Here is a 14,805-nt window from a genome sequence, read left to right on the forward strand (position 1 = left end):
TGGCAGAGCACCACAACGGCTTCCTGACGTGGTGCGTAATTTTTATTGGAGCACTACATGTCCCGTCAGAACTACACTTTCACTTCGGAATCCGTTTCCGAGGGGCACCCGGATAAGGTCTGCGACCGGATTTCCGATGCGATCCTCGACGCTTTCATCAGCGAGGAACCCGAAGCACGGGTCGCCGCCGAGACCTTTGCCACCACCAACCGCGTCGTGATCGGCGGGGAAGTCGGTCTGGCCAACAAGACCAAGCTTGACGAGTATCTTAGCAAGGTCGAAGACATCGCCCGCGCCTGCATCAAAGACATCGGTTATGAGCAGGAAGAGTTCCACCACGCGACGTGTGAGATCACCAATCTGCTGCACCCGCAGTCGGCGCATATCGCCCAAGGTGTCGACGCGGCTGACGGCAAGGAAGAGGGCGCAGGCGACCAAGGGATCATGTTTGGTTTTGCTACCGACGAGACGCCTGAGCTGATGCCCGCACCGATCCACTACGCCCATGCGATCCTGCGCCGTCTGGCCGAAGTGCGCAAAGACGGGACCGAGCCGACCCTGCGGCCCGACGCCAAGAGCCAGCTTTCGGTGCGTTATGAAAACGGCAAACCCGTAGGCGTAAGCTCCATCGTGCTCTCGACCCAGCATGAGAGCGAACGCCAGACCAGCGCCGATATCCGCGATATCGTGGAGCCTTACATCCGCGAAGTGCTGCCCGAGGGCTGGATCGACGCTGACACCGTTTGGCATGTGAACCCCACCGGTGTTTTCGTCATTGGCGGGCCGGATGGCGACGCGGGCCTCACGGGCCGTAAGATCATCGTCGACACATATGGCGGTGCGGCCCCGCATGGCGGTGGTGCGTTCTCGGGCAAGGATCCGACCAAGGTGGACCGCTCAGCCGCTTATGTCGCGCGCTATTTGGCCAAGAACGTTGTGGCGGCGGGGATGGCCAAGAAATGCACCATCCAGCTTAGCTATGCGATTGGGGTGAGCGAGCCGCTGTCGATCTATTGCGACACCCATGGCACCGGCGACGTGCATGACGCGGCGATTGAAAAGGCGATCCGCCAGATCATCGACCTGACCCCGCGCGGCATCCGCGAGCATCTGCAGTTGAACAAGCCGATCTACCAGCGCACAGCGGCCTACGGCCACTTTGGCCGCGCGCCCGACGCGGATGGCGGCTTTAGCTGGGAGCGCCGTGATCTGGCCGATCAGTTGAAGGCTGCAGTATAACGATACTTGGGGGCGGTTGCGCCCCAGGCCTTTGGGGTGCGTGGTGCATGCAGCCCTTGGCCGGTCTTATCACAGGCATGGTTTTATGCCAGATGGAGCGCCCGAAGATATCTTCGGGCGCTTCTTGCGTTAGCGATCAACCTGGTGGAGCAGAACCGGCTTTCGCCTCAGTTCACCTCAACGCTGATCAAACCTGGGCTATTCTTGCGTTGGGGGCCGACCATGGAAGTTGAGATAGAGCCGTTGCATAGACTTGGGTAGTTGCGGCCAAACACTGGTTGCAAAACTTGGTTTCACTTCCCAAAAGAGGTTCTCAATAAAACTAACTTCAATGCAGTTCTCAACTTCATGGCTACCCGCACGAAGTTGTCCTTGGAAGTATGTGAAAACCGACGCGATATCGGTGCGCTGTTTTTCATCCCCCATCTGATCGTTGATCGCAGCAGCCAAACTTTCGAACCAGACATACGCCGTGTCATCATCGACACTGCCCCAGATTTGGAGGTGCTTGGCGTCTGTTGCACGGGTGAGTTTGGGAAATTGCTTTCGAAAGTCGTGGTACATTTCCAAAACACTCACAACCGACCTCATCAGCAATCTGTGTACAGTTACACCGCTGACCTTGGTCCGACCCGAAGCATCGGTCAAGTTACGCACGTCAGGGTTCTGAAACATCCAACGACATCACGGAATGCAAAGGCTGGCGTTACACCACCCGTATAACCGTGGCCCAGCTTACCCCCGGTCGGCCAGCTTGGCCTCAACCAAAGCCACCGCGGCGGCGACCGCATCTTCAATAGCCATTTCAGTCGTGTCGATCTGCTTGGCATCATCAGCGGGCTTCAGCGGCGCTTGGTCGCGGCTCATGTCGCGCATGTCGCGCTGTTTGACGTCGTCCAGAACGGTTTCATAAGTAATCTCAATCCCCTTGCCCGAAAGCTCGGCAAAGCGGCGCTGCGCGCGCACTTCGGGGCTGGCGGTGATGAAAAGTTTCACCGGCGCATCGGGGCAGATCACCGTGCCGATGTCGCGCCCGTCCAGTACGGCACCGCCTGCGCGGGCGGCAAAGCTGCGTTGGAAACGCACGAGGGCGGCCCGCACCGCGGGGATCACCGCCACTTTGCTGGCCTCTTGCGCCACGTCCGGGTTGCGCAGGCTGGGGTCTTCGAGATCGACAGGGGCGAGGGTTTGCGCGGCCTCTTCGGCGTCCATCCCCTTGAGGGTTTTCGCGGCCACCGCGCGGTACAAAAGCCCGGTGTCGAGATGCGCAAAGCCGAAATGCGCAGCGACAGCCTTAGCGACCGTGCCTTTGCCCGCCGCTGCGGGGCCGTCGATGGCAACGGTCATGCCGCCGTTTACATTCTTTGTCATTGCACATTCCTTTCGTTGCGCGCCCTAAGGCCAAGCAGCAGGGCTGCTCCGAAACAGGCGGCCAGTATTGTCCATTTTACCTGCGTAAACAGGCTGGCGGTCGCGACCGCTTGTTCCGTCAGCCGTGCTGGCCCCAGTTCAACCAGCCGCGCGATCAGCATATTCTCGGTGTAATCCGCCCCGAGGTAGAGTGCGACAGCTAGCGTCAGCGCCAGCCGAAGCCCGCCCGCCGACCAACGCCGAAACCACAGTAACAGCGCCAGCGCCAAAAGCGCGGGGAAGGCGGTGTCAGCCAGCCGAAACTGACCGAGGTAAAGTACGGTCTGCTCCGGGCTGAGAGCGGCGAGATAGGCGCGTGCATCGGCCAGATCATAGCCCCAAAGCCGCCCATCCAAGACCCCCATGCCCTCCGCGCGCAGGTAGACTTCGGAGAAGCCCGCGAGCGCGGCAAAGGCCAATGTGGCGCAGAGGCTGAGCCAGATGAGCCGGTCGCCTATCACGCAGGTAGCCGTTCGACCTGCGCCCCCAAGGACGCCATCAACGGTTCGAAAATCGGGAAGGATGTGGCGATCGGCCCGCCGTCATCCACCTGCACCGGCTGTTGCGCGACCATGCCGAGGATTAGGAAAGACATGGCGATACGGTGGTCGAGATGGCTCTGACAGGTCGCGCCTCCGGGGATGTTGCCGTGGCCCAACCCTTTGACGATCCACCAATCCGGCCCGTCTTCGACTTCGATACCATTGGCGCGCAGCCCGCTGGCCATGGCCTCAATCCGGTCGCTTTCCTTGACGCGCAATTCCTTGACGCCGCGCATCACGGTTTCGCCCGTCGCACAGGCCGCCACGACCGACAGCACGGGGTATTCGTCGATCATGCTTGCAGCCCGTTCGGGCGGCACTTCGATGCCTTTGAGGTTTGGTGAGAACTTCGCGCGCAGGTCGGCTACAGGCTCGCCGCCCTCGGTACGTTCGTTTTCATAAGTCAGGTCCGCGCCCATCTCGCGCAGGGTGGTGAACAGGCCCGCACGCGTGGGGTTCAGCCCGATGCCCGGCACCAGCACGTCAGAGCCCGGCACGATCAGCGCGGCGCAAACGGGGAAGGCGGCGGAGGAGGGGTCGCGCGGCACGTCGATGTGCTGCGGCTTCAACTCCGGCTGGCCGGTCAGGGTGATGACGCGGCCCTCATCGGTATCCTCAACTGTGATCTCGGCGCCGAAGCCTGCCAGCATCCGCTCGGTATGGTCACGGGTGGCTTCGGCCTCGATCACCACGGTCTTGCCGGGGGCATTCAGCCCGGCCAGCAGCACGGCGGATTTAACCTGTGCGGAAGGGACCGGGACAGTATAGCGCACCGGCACAGGCTCAGCCGCGCCCACCAGCGTCATCGGCAGACGGCCCCCGGCGCGGCCCACGGATTGCGTGCCGAACAGCGCCAGCGGATCGGTCACCCGCGCCATCGGGCGGCTGTTAAGGCTGGCGTCACCGGTGAAGGTGACAGAGATCGGAGAGGTTGCCATGGCCCCCATCAACAGCCGCACGCCGGTGCCAGAGTTGCCGCAGTCGATCACATTGTCAGGCTCAGCAAAGCCGCCGACGCCGACGCCATGCACGGAGTAAGAGCCGCCGCCGTGATCAATCACCTCGGCTCCGAAAGCCCGCATGGCTTTGGCGGTGTCGAGCACGTCTTGGCCTTCCAAAAGCCCGGTGATCGTGGTCTCGCCCACGGCCATGGCGCCAAGGATCAAGCTGCGGTGCGAGATGGATTTATCGCCGGGCACCTCAGCAGTGCCGCTAAGCGGCCCGCAAGCGCGTGATGACATGGGAATGGGGCTGCCGTGACTGGACATGAGGTACCTCTGATCTGCTTGAGGCCCCTATTATCGCAGGCGAACGGCAGCGTCCATCGCCGCGCGTGCAATGGATTGTGAATGGGGTGGATTCAGGCGCTTGGGCTTAGCGTTTGCGGAAGGTCAGGTAATGCGGGGTGCGCCCTTCGCGCAGCGCCTTCTGCTCGTAGCGGGTCGAGATCCAATCGTGCCAAGGCGCGCGCCAGTCCTCCGGCCCTTGGGCCAGCCAATCAAACCCGTGCTGCGGCACCTGTTCAAGGGTCTGGCGGACGTAGTCTTCAATATCGGTCGCCACGCGGAAGATCGCACCGGGTTTCAACACGCGGGCCAGAGGCTCCAGATGCTCGGGCGTGACAAAGCGGCGGCGGTGGTGGCGGGTTTTCGGCCAAGGATCGGGGTAGAGCAGGAACGCCCGGTCAATAGAGGCTTCAGGCAGCACGTCGAACATATCGCGCACGTCACCGGGATGGATGGCAAGGTTATCGACGCCCGCCCGCCGGATTTTGCCCAGCAACATGGCAACACCGTTGATGTAAGGCTCGCAGCCGATGATGCCCACATCCGGGTTTTGCCCCGCCTGATGCACCAGATGCTCACCGCCGCCAAAGCCGATTTCCAACCAGACCTTGCGCCCGTCAAAGAGCGTGTCGAGGTCCAACGGTGTGCGGTCGGGATTGGCGTCCCAATCGACAGCCCCCGGCGACAATGCGTCGAGATCCTCGTCGATATAGGTCTTTTGCGACTTCTTCAGGGATTTGCCTTTGAGGCGGCCATAGAAGTTGCGGCGGGGGCGTTCTGTGTCACTCATGGCGGCTCATGTAGCGGCCCCGCTGGCCCTTCGCAACAATCCTCTGCATCGGAGCGATGATTATGGAGCTTAATCAGTTGTTAGCCTTCGTGCGTATAAATCAGGGAGACATAGCAGGGAGGCGTCAGATGAGCGTGGTCAGAAGTGAAGCGGGTAGCGGCGGAACAGCGGACGGCATGGCTGCGTCAGGCGATGTCGCGCGTATCCTGATCGTGGATGACGACCGGTTCGACCGGATGCGGATCAAACGGCTCTGCGGCGGGCTTGATTTTTCGACCCTTCTGACAGAGGCAGAGAGCCTTGCCGCCCTTTCCCAACAGTTGGATGAGGGTGAGTTTGATTTGATCGTGCTCGACTATAACCTGCCAGACGGGGATGGGTTGCGCGGGCTGGAGCTCATAAAAGCGCATCCACAAAACGGCAGTGTCGCGACGGTGATGGTCACCGGAACAGATCAGGGTGACGTGGCAATCGAAGCGCTGCGTGGCGGCTGTAGTGACTATATCGCCAAAGACGAGCTTTCGCAAAACACCCTGCGGCGCTCTGCTTTTAACGCTTTGCAGAAAACGGCACTGCGCTTTGGCATTGCCACCCAAGAACAAAAAAGAACTGAGGTTCAAAGTGTCCTGCGGCGTTTTACCGAAGAATGCGCGCAAGAGATCAAGCCGATGGTCAGTGAGATGATGCGCGATCTGCGCAGGCTTGATCGATCCAACCCAGTGTTAATGGAAGAAGAATTGGCTAAAGTTGACTACACATTCCTGCAGCTGTGGGAGTTTGTGGAAGATTTGGCCAGCTACCAAGGCGGCGAACTGGCCGAAAGTGATCTTACCGATCTGCCGAAACCGACGCCGGGGTTGGGCGCCGGATGGGGTGGTGCGGTTGGATGAAAGCCGGATTTAAGAGGCTCGCTGCTCTGCGCATCCTTGGGTCATCGGTTCATTAGCTCGGGCCGGATGCCGTGCAGGCGGGGCCCAGCGACGCAGGCGGCCGCGCGCTGTCCATCCTTGGGACTGATTTAAAGCGTCATGCGCCCCCCTTGCTTCGACGGCCCAACGTCTTCAATCTTCAGGCAGAAGCCCGCATGCCCCCGCCATGAGCGTGCTTGGCCCTTGCAGGAGCGTCAAATTTGCCCTATACGCGCCCTGTCTAAGGGGCGGTTACAGCTTCGGGCGCGATATAACGGGCAGGGTCGGTACCAACCGGCCCTCTTTTGTTTGCGTTCGGCTGCGGGTTCACCGCTGTGCCTTTGCTTCGGAGTTTCTCCGGCGTAATTTGCACGGTGCCACCACGACGACCAATTGCAACTCCAGACCGGCGGAGACAACCGCGCGGCCAGAAACATTTGATAAGGATACGAAAAGCTACATGACTAAAGCAATGGACGAATTCGAAGCGCTTCTGAACGAAAGCTTCGAAATGGACACGCCCCAAGAGGGCACAGTCGTCAAAGGCAAGGTGATCGCTGTCGAAGCGGGCCAAGCCATCATCGACGTCGGCTACAAAATGGAAGGCCGCGTTGAGCTTAAAGAATTTGCTGATCCCGGCGAATCCCCCAAAATCGAAGTTGGCGACGAAGTCGAAGTTTTCCTTCGCCAAGTCGAAAACGCGCGTGGCGAGGCTGTCATCAGCCGCGAAATGGCCCGCCGTGAGGAAGCCTGGGATCGTCTGGAAAAAGCCTATGCCGCAGAAGAGCGTGTCGAAGGCGCGATCTTTGGCCGTGTCAAAGGTGGCTTCACCGTCGACCTCGGCGGCGCAGTTGCGTTCCTGCCCGGCAGCCAAGTCGACGTCCGCCCCGTGCGCGACGCGGGCCCGCTCATGGGTCTCAAGCAGCCGTTCCAAATCCTCAAGATGGACCGCCGTCGTGGCAACATCGTTGTATCGCGTCGTGCGATCCTCGAAGAGTCCCGTGCCGAACAGCGTGCCGAAGTCATTGGCAACCTGACCGAAGGTCAGACCGTCGATGGTGTGGTCAAGAACATCACCGAATACGGTGCGTTTGTTGATCTGGGCGGCGTTGACGGCCTGCTGCACGTCACCGACATGGCATGGCGCCGGGTCAACCACCCGTCCGAGATCCTGGCGATTGGCGAGACCATCAAGGTTCAGGTCATCAAGATCAACAAAGAGACCCACCGCATCAGCCTCGGCATGAAGCAGTTGCAAGAAGATCCGTGGGATCTGGTTGGCGCGAAATACCCGCTGTCCTCCGTGCACAGCGGTCGTGTGACCAACATCACCGATTACGGCGCATTTGTTGAGCTGGAGCCGGGCGTTGAAGGTCTGGTTCACGTGTCCGAAATGTCTTGGACCAAGAAGAACGTGCACCCCGGCAAGATCGTCTCGACTTCCCAAGAAGTCGAAGTCATGGTTCTGGAAATCGACAGCGCCAAGCGTCGTGTATCCCTTGGTCTCAAGCAGACCATGCGCAACCCATGGGAAGTGTTCGCTGAAACACACCCCGAGGGCACCGAAGTCGAGGGCGAAGTCAAGAACATCACCGAATTCGGTCTGTTCGTTGGCCTGCCCGGCGATATCGACGGCATGGTTCACCTTTCCGACCTTAGCTGGGACCAGCGCGGCGAAGAAGCGATCCAAGACTACCGCAAAGGTGACGTGGTTCAGGCCGTTGTCTCCGAAGTCGACGTTGAGAAAGAGCGCATCTCGCTCTCGATCAAGAACGTTGGCGGTGACAAATTCGCCGAAGCCGTTGGCGGCGTGAAGCGCGGCTCGATCGTAACCGTGAACGTGACCTCCATCGAAGAAGGTGGCATCGAAGTCGAATACGAAGGCATGAAGAGCTTCATCCGTCGTTCCGACCTCAGCCGTGACCGTGCCGAACAGCGCCCTGAGCGTTTCTCGGTCGGTGACAAGGTTGACGTGCGCATCACCAACGTCGATGCCAAGGCACACCGTCTGGGCGTCTCGATCAAGGCGCGTGAGATCGCAGAAGAGAAAGAGGCGGTACAGCAGTACGGTTCCTCCGACTCCGGCGCGAGCTTGGGCGACATCCTTGGTGCGGCGCTGAAGGGCGACGACGAGTAAACACATTCCACGTTGAATGTGTGTAGTTAGCGAAGGCCCCGCATGGCGATATGCGGGGCCTTTTCCTGTTCTACCGGGCCTCTCGAATCGGGGCTGCTTTGAGGGGAGGGGGCACCACGCTGTCGCCTCTTTAGGTGCTGCTCAGCAAGAAGCGGCGGAAAAGAGCCGAGAAAACAGAGGTTTCGCCCAGAAAAATCTGCTGCGGTATGGGTGGAACACCTTCCCGAGTGAAGCGTTATTTCCTATAGTCGATTAAGACATCTACAAATTCTCGGGGGACGTGCCATGATCCGGTCGGAACTGATCCAGAAGATCGCTGACGACAATCCGCATCTTTATCAACGCGATGTGGAGCGGATCGTAAATACCGTTTTCGATGAGATCACCGGCGCGATGTCGCGTGGGGATCGGGTTGAGTTGCGCGGCTTTGGCGCCTTTTCGGTGAAAAAGCGTGACGCACGCGTTGGCCGTAACCCCCGTACAGGGGAGACGGTGAACGTTGAGGAAAAGCACGTGCCTTTCTTTAAGACTGGCAAGCTGCTGCGCGACCGGCTGAACGGGAAAAGCTAATGCGTTACATTCGTTATGCCTGCATCGCGCTTTTTGCGGTGGCGCTGATCTCTGTTGCTTTGGCAAACCGCAACATCGTTACTTTGCAGGTTCTGCCGACCGAAATTTCCGGCTGGTTTGCCGTTAACCCGTCGGTGCAGCTGCCATTGTTTATCGTGATCCTTGGCGGGATCATCGTAGGTCTGTTGGTCGGTTTCGTCTGGGAGTGGATTCGGGAGCACGGCCAGCGTGCGGAGGCGGCCCGTTTGGCCCGCGAACGTCGTCGGTTGGAGCGTGAAGTAATCCGCCTCAAAGCTGAGAAGCATGAGGGCAAGGATGAAGTTCTGGCACTTCTCGACGAAGCGGGCTAAACGCTCTCCATGCCTGAGAATATCAACGTAAAAATCTGCGGTCTGACCGATCCTGCTGATGTGCCTGCCGCCCTTTTGGCAGGCGCGCGCACGCTCGGCTTTGTCTTTTTCGAGAAATCGCCGCGCCACCTGTCGTTAGAAGCGGCCGCGCATATGGCAGAGGCTGTACCAGACGGCATCTGCAAAGTTGCTTTGACGGTGAATGCCGATGACGCTGCGCTGGATGCGCTGCTGGCCGCCGTACCCTTTTTGGACATGTTGCAGCTTCACGGCAACGAAAGTCCCGCGCGGGTGGCTGAGGTCAAGGCGCGCTATGGCTTGCCGGTGATGAAGGCCGTGGGCGTGGCGGATCGTGATGATCTGGCGGCCTTGAATGACTATGTGAGCGTCGCCGACCAGCTTTTGGTTGATGCGAAGCCGCCCAAAGATGCGGTGCTGCCCGGCGGGAATGGGCTGGCCTTTGACTGGCGGCTTATTGCAGGACGCCGTTGGCCAAAGCCGTGGATGCTGGCAGGTGGCCTGAATGCAGCGAATGTGGGGGAGGCAATTGCCCTCACCGGTGCGCGGCAGGTGGATGTATCTTCTGGCGTCGAAAGCGCACCCGGTGTGAAGGATGCTGAGCTTATCCGCGCTTTCTGCGACGCGGCACTGAAGTAAGAACGGTTACCTACAACAGTAAAAAGGCCCGGCGGCATTGCCCCGGGCCTTTGTCGTTCGATGCGAATGTGTAGAGAATCAGATCGACTGGTCGTAGTCACCCACGCCCGGCTCTGTCCGGATCACGGCGTCGATATCGGCGAAGATCGCCCGCATTTCGGCCTCTGACTCGGGGCTTTCGCAGACCACCACAAGGTTCGGCGTGTTGGACGACGCCCGCACCAGACCCCAACCGCCGTTGTCGAGCATGACCCGTGCGCCATTTACAGTGATGGCTTCGGAAATCGCGCGACCGCCGATTTTTTCGCCAGCTTCGGCTTTGGCGACGAGTTTCTGCACCAGACGGTCGAGGATGTCATACTTCTCGGTGTCCGAGGCATAGGGCGACATGGTGGGCGTGGCCCAAGTCTGGGGCAGGGCGCGGCGCAGGTCGGACATAGATTTGTCCGGATTACGGTCCATCAGCTTGCAGATTTCCACGGCGACGCGCATGCCGCAGTCATAGCCCCGGCCAATCGGCTCGGCGAGGAAGTAGTGGCCGGATTTTTCAAAGCCCGCCAGCGCGCCCAGTTCTTTGACCCGGCGTTTCATGTGGCTGTGGCCTGTTTTCCAGTAGTCGGCTTTGGCCCCGTGCTTTTGCAGTTCGGGATCTGATGCGAAGAGGCCAGTGGATTTCACGTCGGCGACAAAGGTGCTGTTGGGGTGCAATTTGGCCAGATCGCGGGCCATAATAACGCCCATCTTGTCGGCAAAGATCTCTTCGCCTTCGTCATCAACCACGCCGCAGCGGTCACCGTCTCCGTCAAAACCAAGCGCGAAATCGGCGCCAGAGGCACGCACGCTGTCGGCCATGTCGTGTAGCATTTCCATCGCTTCGGGGTTCGGATTGTAATGCGGGAATGTGTAATCTAGCTGATTATGGCTATCGACCACTTCGACACCCAGGCGGCGGAACAGCTCAGGCGCGAAGGCCGAGGCGGTGCCGTTACCGGTGGCACAAACGACCTTAAGCTTGCGGGTCATTTTGAAGTCACCCACAAGGTCGTCAAGATAGGCTTCGCGCACACCTTCGATGAACTCATAAGCGCCGCCTGGACGCCGCTCTCCCCGGCCATTCAGAACGATGTCGCGCAACTCGGCCATCTCATCCGGGCCGTGGGTCAGCGGGCGTTCAAAGCCCATTTTGACGCCGGTCCAACCGTTGGGGTTATGGCTGGCGGTGACCATCGCAACGGCGGGCGCATTGAGGTGGAATTGCGCGAAATAGGCCATGGGCGACAACGCCGGGCCGATGTCTTTGACCGTGATCCCGGCCTGCATCAGGCCGAGCATCAGCGCGTTTTTGATCGACAGGGAGTAATCGCGGTAGTCATTGCCAACGGCGATGACCGGCTCAATCCCGCGTGCGTGCATCTGGGTGCCGAGCCCAAGACCAAGCGCGGTGATGCCGGGCAGGTTGATGTCATCGGGGTATTTCCAGCGCGCGTCATACTCCCGGAAACCTGTCGGGGTGATCATCGCATCGCGCAAAAATTCCCAAGTGTTCGGGGTCACGGTGGAGGCCGGTTTGGTCACTGTAAATACTCGCTTTTGTTTAAATTCAGAATGTCAGCGGGTGGCTTTTGGCCAGCGCGTCGAATTGCATCAGCAGGTTGATCAGCCCCGGCATCTGGTCGAGGTAGATCATGTTTGGCCCATCGCTGGGCGCGGTGTCAGGGTCTTCATGCGTTTCCATAAAGATCGCGGCGACGCCGATGGAAGCTGCCGCGCGGGCCATAACTGGGGCAAACTCGCGCTGACCGCCCGAGGAGCCGCCCTTGCCGCCCGGCTGCGCGACCGAATGGGTCGCGTCCATCACCACCGGATAGCCGGTTTGGGCCATCTGGGGCAGGCTGCGCATGTCGGCAACCAGCGTGTTGTAGCCGAAGGTCGTGCCGCGTTCGGTCAGCAGGATGTTCTTGTTGCCGGTACTTTCGATCTTGTCGACGATGTTCTGCATTTCCCAAGGGGCGAGGAATTGGCCCTTCTTGACGTTCACAGCCTTGCCCGTCTCGCCGGCTGCCAGCAGGATGTCGGTCTGGCGGCAGAGGAAGGCGGGGATTTGCAGCACGTCGACCACTTCGCCAGCTTGCGCGCATTGTGCTTCGTTATGCACATCCGTCAGTACGGGCACGTCGTTGGCGCGGGCTACGGATTGCAGTACCTGAAGACCCTTTTCGATGCCCAATCCGCGCTTGCCCGAAAGGGAAGTGCGGTTGGCTTTGTCGTAGCTTGCTTTGAAGATGAACTGCGCGCCTGCCGCGTTGCAGGCTTCCTTCAGAACGCCCGCGATCATCTGCGCGTGATCTTCGCTCTCTAGCTGGCAGGGGCCAGCGATCACGGTGAGAGGGCGGTCGTTGCCGACTGTCAGATTTCCGATGCGCAGCTGGGTCATGAAGTTACCTGTTCTCTTAGAATGGACGCCGTCAGGGACAGCATCAGGTAGATGCCTGCAAAGATAAGGAAAGCCAATATCGTGTTTTCAAACTTGCGGGGGTAGGTGGCCTCATCCGGGGCTACGGGATTGACCGCCACGGTGAGGTAGCGGACCTGCCGCCCAGCCTCTGTTCGGGCTTGATCCATTGCGGTTTGCGCACTTTGTAGCACCATGTCAGCGGCGGCCAGATCGGCCTGTGCAAGCTGTGCCGCGACGGCCTGTTGGGCAAGCGAGTTTTCGCCTTCATTGGCGGCGGTCATCCGCTCGCGCAGCTTGGTTAACTGTTCGCGCAGGCGGCGCACATCGCCGCGCGCGCCATCGACCTTGGCTTGGTTCGGGCGCTGATTGTCGAGCAGGGCCGCCAGTTCGAGCTCTTTCTCGATCAACAGAGTCTCATAGCTGGTGATTTGGGTGCGGATCGAAGCGATCATCGCCTCGGGATCGACGTTGTTGTCGATCTGCAATGTAATCAACGCCTCTTGGGCATCACGGCGATTTTGAAGCGCAGTTTCATAACCTTCACGTGCATCGCGCATTCCGTCTTCGCGTTTTTGTTTGCTTAGATCGTTAACCCGTTCCTCGGCATAGGTGAGCAGACGTTTTGAAAACTCTTCCGACAACTGGGGGTCGGCGGCGATAACCTCCATCCGAATAACGCCTTCAGTCGGGTCGTAGCCGATTTTTACGTTCTTCTTATAGGTTTTATACGCTTCTTCGTTGGTCGGGTCTTCGGTTAGGCGCTGGATGGGGTCAATCTCGGGATTCGCGAAATGGGCGCGGAAATCGGCATCTTCGTCCAGTCGCAGCATGGCGTCTTTAGATTGCAGGTAGGCCTGTGTGGCGATGCTGTCGGCACTGTTGGCGAATTGCGTGGGCAGCAGGCCGCCAAAGGGGCTTGTGCCTCCACCGCCCTCGTTCTGGATGATCAGGAACTGGCTGTCGGTCGCATACATCGGCGTTGCGATCTTATAAAAGTAATAGCCCGCCGCGAATGTCGGTAGCATGACGAAAAAGGCGAGCCGCACCAGCAGCATCGCCCCCTTGCGGCGGCGGCGGCGGGTGATGTCGCGCTGGATGTCAGAGATCTCGCGCTGGCGGCGCTCTGCCGGGCTGACATTGGTAGAGGGAAGGCCGCGACCACCCGCAGGCGTGGTTTGAGGCAGTTGTACGCGCGCCGCACCCGGCGGACTATGAGTGGCAGGCAGGCCTGCCCCGTCTTGATCACCGGATTGCGGCACCACCAGTTCCAGCATGTTGGAGCGTTGGAAAGGGTCAATTCCCTTGGCGCGCAGCAGGCGCACAGCATCAAAATCCGAAGTGGGTGCCAGCCCGTGTTTCTGCGCCACCCGGCGGGCCATGCGCAGTTGTCGGCCTGTCAGCCCTTCGCGGCGGATCGCGTCGATATCTTGCTCGGCTGACACCTCCCCGGCTGAGGAGACCTCTCCTTCACGGCTGGTTTCTGGCGGGTTGGCTTTGCCGCTTCTTGCGGCATGTTCCAACGCTTCTTTACTGTGGGATGGTTTCACATCCGTAGCATCTGCCACGGCGCGCAGCTTGGCGGCTCTTTCTGCGCGTGCGGCATCGGACTGCGAAGTCTCGGCCTTTACGGCAGGGCTGGACGCCGCAGATGGCGTCACTTTGCGGATGCGGAATTTTCTAGCCTTGGGTTTCGTAGTCATAGAGCTGTTTCGCTTCTTCCAAGGTGTCGAACATATGCAGTTTACCATCCAAAAGGACAGCGGCGGAGCGGGCGAACTTTTCAAGCGTATGGGCTTGATGCGAAACGATGATAATCGTCGTGGTCCGCAGCCGTTCTTTCAGAATGTCACCCGCTTTGCGGTTGAATTCCACGTCTGTGGTGCCCGGCATACCTTCGTCAATCAGATAGATATCAAAATCTAGCGCCAACATCAGCGCAAAAGAGAACCGCGCCCGCATCCCCGCAGAATAAGTGCCAATCGGTTGATCGAAATATTCCCCCAAGCCGCAAAGCCAGCGGCAAAAACTCTCGACGTAATCGGGATCGAGCCCATAAAGCCGCGCGATATAGCGGGCGTTTTCCATCGCAGAGACTTTGTTGACCACGCCGCCCATAAAACCCAATGGAAACGAGATGTTACAGCTGCGCCTGATCTCACCATCATCCGGCTTTTCAAGCCCGGCCATCATGTTGATGAGGGTGGTTTTGCCGGTGCCGTTGGGGGCCAGAATGCCCAATGACTTGCCAAGTTCCACACGAAAAGACACCCGGTCAAGAATGACCTTGTGCTGGGAGCCCGTCCAAAAGGACTTGGACACATTTTCAAATTCCAGCATTCCCTGCTCCGGTTGGTGCTGAGCGCGGCCACTTGGCGCCTCTTTTATCAGAGGTATCTTAACCGTCTATTCACTGAATTTGACCACAATATGTCGAAATGCAGGCGATGGTCGCTGCAAAGCT

At 59.6% G+C, this 14,805-nt stretch carries 15 protein-coding genes and 1 riboswitch; of the genes, 6 read left to right on the top strand and 9 right to left on the bottom strand.

The features are described 5' to 3' along the window. Positions 1 to 4: 4 nt before the first annotated feature. Positions 5 to 53, top strand: a riboswitch (SAM-SAH riboswitch). A 4-nt stretch (positions 54 to 57) separates the two neighbouring features. Then, the gene (metK, locus tag ACSQ16_RS07710; RefSeq protein WP_243261075.1) at positions 58 to 1,239 is read left to right on the top strand and encodes a methionine adenosyltransferase; all 1,182 of its coding nucleotides are present in this window, start codon (positions 58 to 60) and stop codon (positions 1,237 to 1,239) included. A 198-nt stretch (positions 1,240 to 1,437) separates the two neighbouring features. Here metK and ACSQ16_RS07715 read toward each other — a convergent pair whose 3' ends face one another. From ACSQ16_RS07715 to trmB, 5 genes are all read right to left on the bottom strand, one after another. Beyond that, positions 1,438 to 1,896, bottom strand: a complete 459-nt coding sequence (locus ACSQ16_RS07715) for a DUF7674 family protein (protein WP_243261074.1) — start codon at positions 1,894 to 1,896, stop codon at positions 1,438 to 1,440. Between the two features lie 78 nt (positions 1,897 to 1,974). Further along, on the bottom strand, positions 1,975 to 2,610 hold the full coding sequence (locus ACSQ16_RS07720; RefSeq protein ID WP_243261073.1) for a (d)CMP kinase: 636 nt from the start codon (positions 2,608 to 2,610) through the stop codon (positions 1,975 to 1,977). Beyond that, positions 2,607 to 3,110, bottom strand: coding sequence for a hypothetical protein (locus ACSQ16_RS07725; protein WP_243261072.1), 504 nt, complete (start codon positions 3,108 to 3,110; stop codon positions 2,607 to 2,609). Before ACSQ16_RS07725 ends, ACSQ16_RS07720 begins: the two co-directional genes overlap by 4 nt. Continuing rightward, the gene (aroA, locus tag ACSQ16_RS07730; RefSeq protein ID WP_243261071.1) at positions 3,107 to 4,459 is read right to left on the bottom strand and encodes a 3-phosphoshikimate 1-carboxyvinyltransferase; all 1,353 of its coding nucleotides are present in this window, start codon (positions 4,457 to 4,459) and stop codon (positions 3,107 to 3,109) included. Before aroA ends, ACSQ16_RS07725 begins: the two co-directional genes overlap by 4 nt. A 106-nt stretch (positions 4,460 to 4,565) precedes the next feature. Further along, entirely contained in the window at positions 4,566 to 5,267 is a 702-nt protein-coding gene (gene trmB / locus ACSQ16_RS07735) for a tRNA (guanosine(46)-N7)-methyltransferase TrmB (RefSeq protein ID WP_317405917.1), read from the bottom strand. A gap of 128 nt (positions 5,268 to 5,395) precedes the next feature. Between trmB and ACSQ16_RS07740 the strand changes: the two genes are divergently transcribed. The 5 genes from ACSQ16_RS07740 (at position 5,396) to ACSQ16_RS07760 (ending at position 9,889) form a co-directional block, all read left to right on the top strand. Then, the gene (locus ACSQ16_RS07740) at positions 5,396 to 6,157 is read left to right on the top strand and encodes a response regulator (protein WP_243261069.1); all 762 of its coding nucleotides are present in this window, start codon (positions 5,396 to 5,398) and stop codon (positions 6,155 to 6,157) included. Positions 6,158 to 6,647: 490 nt separating this feature from the next. Then, entirely contained in the window at positions 6,648 to 8,312 is a 1,665-nt protein-coding gene (rpsA, locus tag ACSQ16_RS07745; RefSeq protein WP_243263200.1) for a 30S ribosomal protein S1, read from the top strand. 285 nt (positions 8,313 to 8,597) lie between these two features. Continuing rightward, positions 8,598 to 8,882 (top strand): integration host factor subunit beta, encoded by a 285-nt coding sequence (gene ihfB, locus ACSQ16_RS07750; RefSeq protein ID WP_067626061.1) that lies wholly within the window; start codon positions 8,598 to 8,600, stop codon positions 8,880 to 8,882. Then, complete coding sequence (locus ACSQ16_RS07755) at positions 8,882 to 9,232, top strand: lipopolysaccharide assembly protein LapA domain-containing protein (protein WP_093928559.1); 351 nt, start codon at positions 8,882 to 8,884, stop codon at positions 9,230 to 9,232. The genes ihfB and ACSQ16_RS07755 overlap by 1 nt, the downstream gene beginning before the upstream one ends. A 9-nt stretch (positions 9,233 to 9,241) precedes the next feature. Beyond that, entirely contained in the window at positions 9,242 to 9,889 is a 648-nt protein-coding gene (locus ACSQ16_RS07760) for a phosphoribosylanthranilate isomerase (protein ID WP_243261068.1), read from the top strand. 78 nt (positions 9,890 to 9,967) lie between these two features. Here the strand turns inward: ACSQ16_RS07760 and ACSQ16_RS07765 are convergent, their stop codons facing one another. Genes ACSQ16_RS07765 through ACSQ16_RS07780 form a run of 4 tightly spaced genes read right to left on the bottom strand, consistent with a single transcriptional unit; the run spans position 9,968 to position 14,681 of the window. Further along, on the bottom strand, positions 9,968 to 11,464 hold the full coding sequence (locus ACSQ16_RS07765; protein WP_243261067.1) for a phosphomannomutase/phosphoglucomutase: 1,497 nt from the start codon (positions 11,462 to 11,464) through the stop codon (positions 9,968 to 9,970). A gap of 25 nt (positions 11,465 to 11,489) precedes the next feature. Beyond that, positions 11,490 to 12,323: a 3-deoxy-8-phosphooctulonate synthase gene (gene kdsA, locus ACSQ16_RS07770; RefSeq protein WP_243261066.1), complete on the bottom strand. Its 834-nt coding sequence runs from the start codon at positions 12,321 to 12,323 to the stop codon at positions 11,490 to 11,492. After that, positions 12,320 to 14,044: a capsule biosynthesis protein gene (locus ACSQ16_RS07775; RefSeq protein ID WP_317405919.1), complete on the bottom strand. Its 1,725-nt coding sequence runs from the start codon at positions 14,042 to 14,044 to the stop codon at positions 12,320 to 12,322. The genes kdsA and ACSQ16_RS07775 overlap by 4 nt, the downstream gene beginning before the upstream one ends. After that, a complete protein-coding gene (locus tag ACSQ16_RS07780) occupies positions 14,022 to 14,681 on the bottom strand; it encodes an ABC transporter ATP-binding protein (protein ID WP_243261064.1) in 660 nt (219 codons plus the stop codon). Before ACSQ16_RS07780 ends, ACSQ16_RS07775 begins: the two co-directional genes overlap by 23 nt. Positions 14,682 to 14,805 lie beyond the last annotated feature (124 nt).

This window comes from Sulfitobacter sp. SH24 (assembly GCF_965641895.1).
GTDB lineage: Bacteria > Pseudomonadota > Alphaproteobacteria > Rhodobacterales > Rhodobacteraceae > Sulfitobacter > Sulfitobacter dubius.

Bases quoted from the DNA above. Each gene is read 5' to 3' on its own strand.
- trmB (WP_317405917.1), bottom strand. From the start codon at position 5,267: ATGAGTGACACAGAACGCCCCCGCCGCAACTTCTATGGCCGCCTCAAA.
- ACSQ16_RS07755 (WP_093928559.1), top strand. From the start codon at position 8,882: ATGCGTTACATTCGTTATGCCTGCATCGCGCTTTTTGCGGTGGCGCTG.
- rpsA (WP_243263200.1), top strand. From the start codon at position 6,648: ATGGACGAATTCGAAGCGCTTCTGAACGAAAGCTTCGAAATGGACACG.
- aroA (WP_243261071.1), bottom strand. From the start codon at position 4,459: ATGTCCAGTCACGGCAGCCCCATTCCCATGTCATCACGCGCTTGCGGG.
- ACSQ16_RS07740 (WP_243261069.1), top strand. From the start codon at position 5,396: ATGAGCGTGGTCAGAAGTGAAGCGGGTAGCGGCGGAACAGCGGACGGC.
- ACSQ16_RS07775 (WP_317405919.1), bottom strand. From the start codon at position 14,044: ATGACTACGAAACCCAAGGCTAGAAAATTCCGCATCCGCAAAGTGACG.
- ACSQ16_RS07780 (WP_243261064.1), bottom strand. From the start codon at position 14,681: ATGCTGGAATTTGAAAATGTGTCCAAGTCCTTTTGGACGGGCTCCCAG.
- kdsA (WP_243261066.1), bottom strand. From the start codon at position 12,323: ATGACCCAGCTGCGCATCGGAAATCTGACAGTCGGCAACGACCGCCCT.
- ACSQ16_RS07720 (WP_243261073.1), bottom strand. From the start codon at position 2,610: ATGACAAAGAATGTAAACGGCGGCATGACCGTTGCCATCGACGGCCCC.
- metK (WP_243261075.1), top strand. From the start codon at position 58: ATGTCCCGTCAGAACTACACTTTCACTTCGGAATCCGTTTCCGAGGGG.
- ihfB (WP_067626061.1), top strand. From the start codon at position 8,598: ATGATCCGGTCGGAACTGATCCAGAAGATCGCTGACGACAATCCGCAT.
- ACSQ16_RS07760 (WP_243261068.1), top strand. From the start codon at position 9,242: ATGCCTGAGAATATCAACGTAAAAATCTGCGGTCTGACCGATCCTGCT.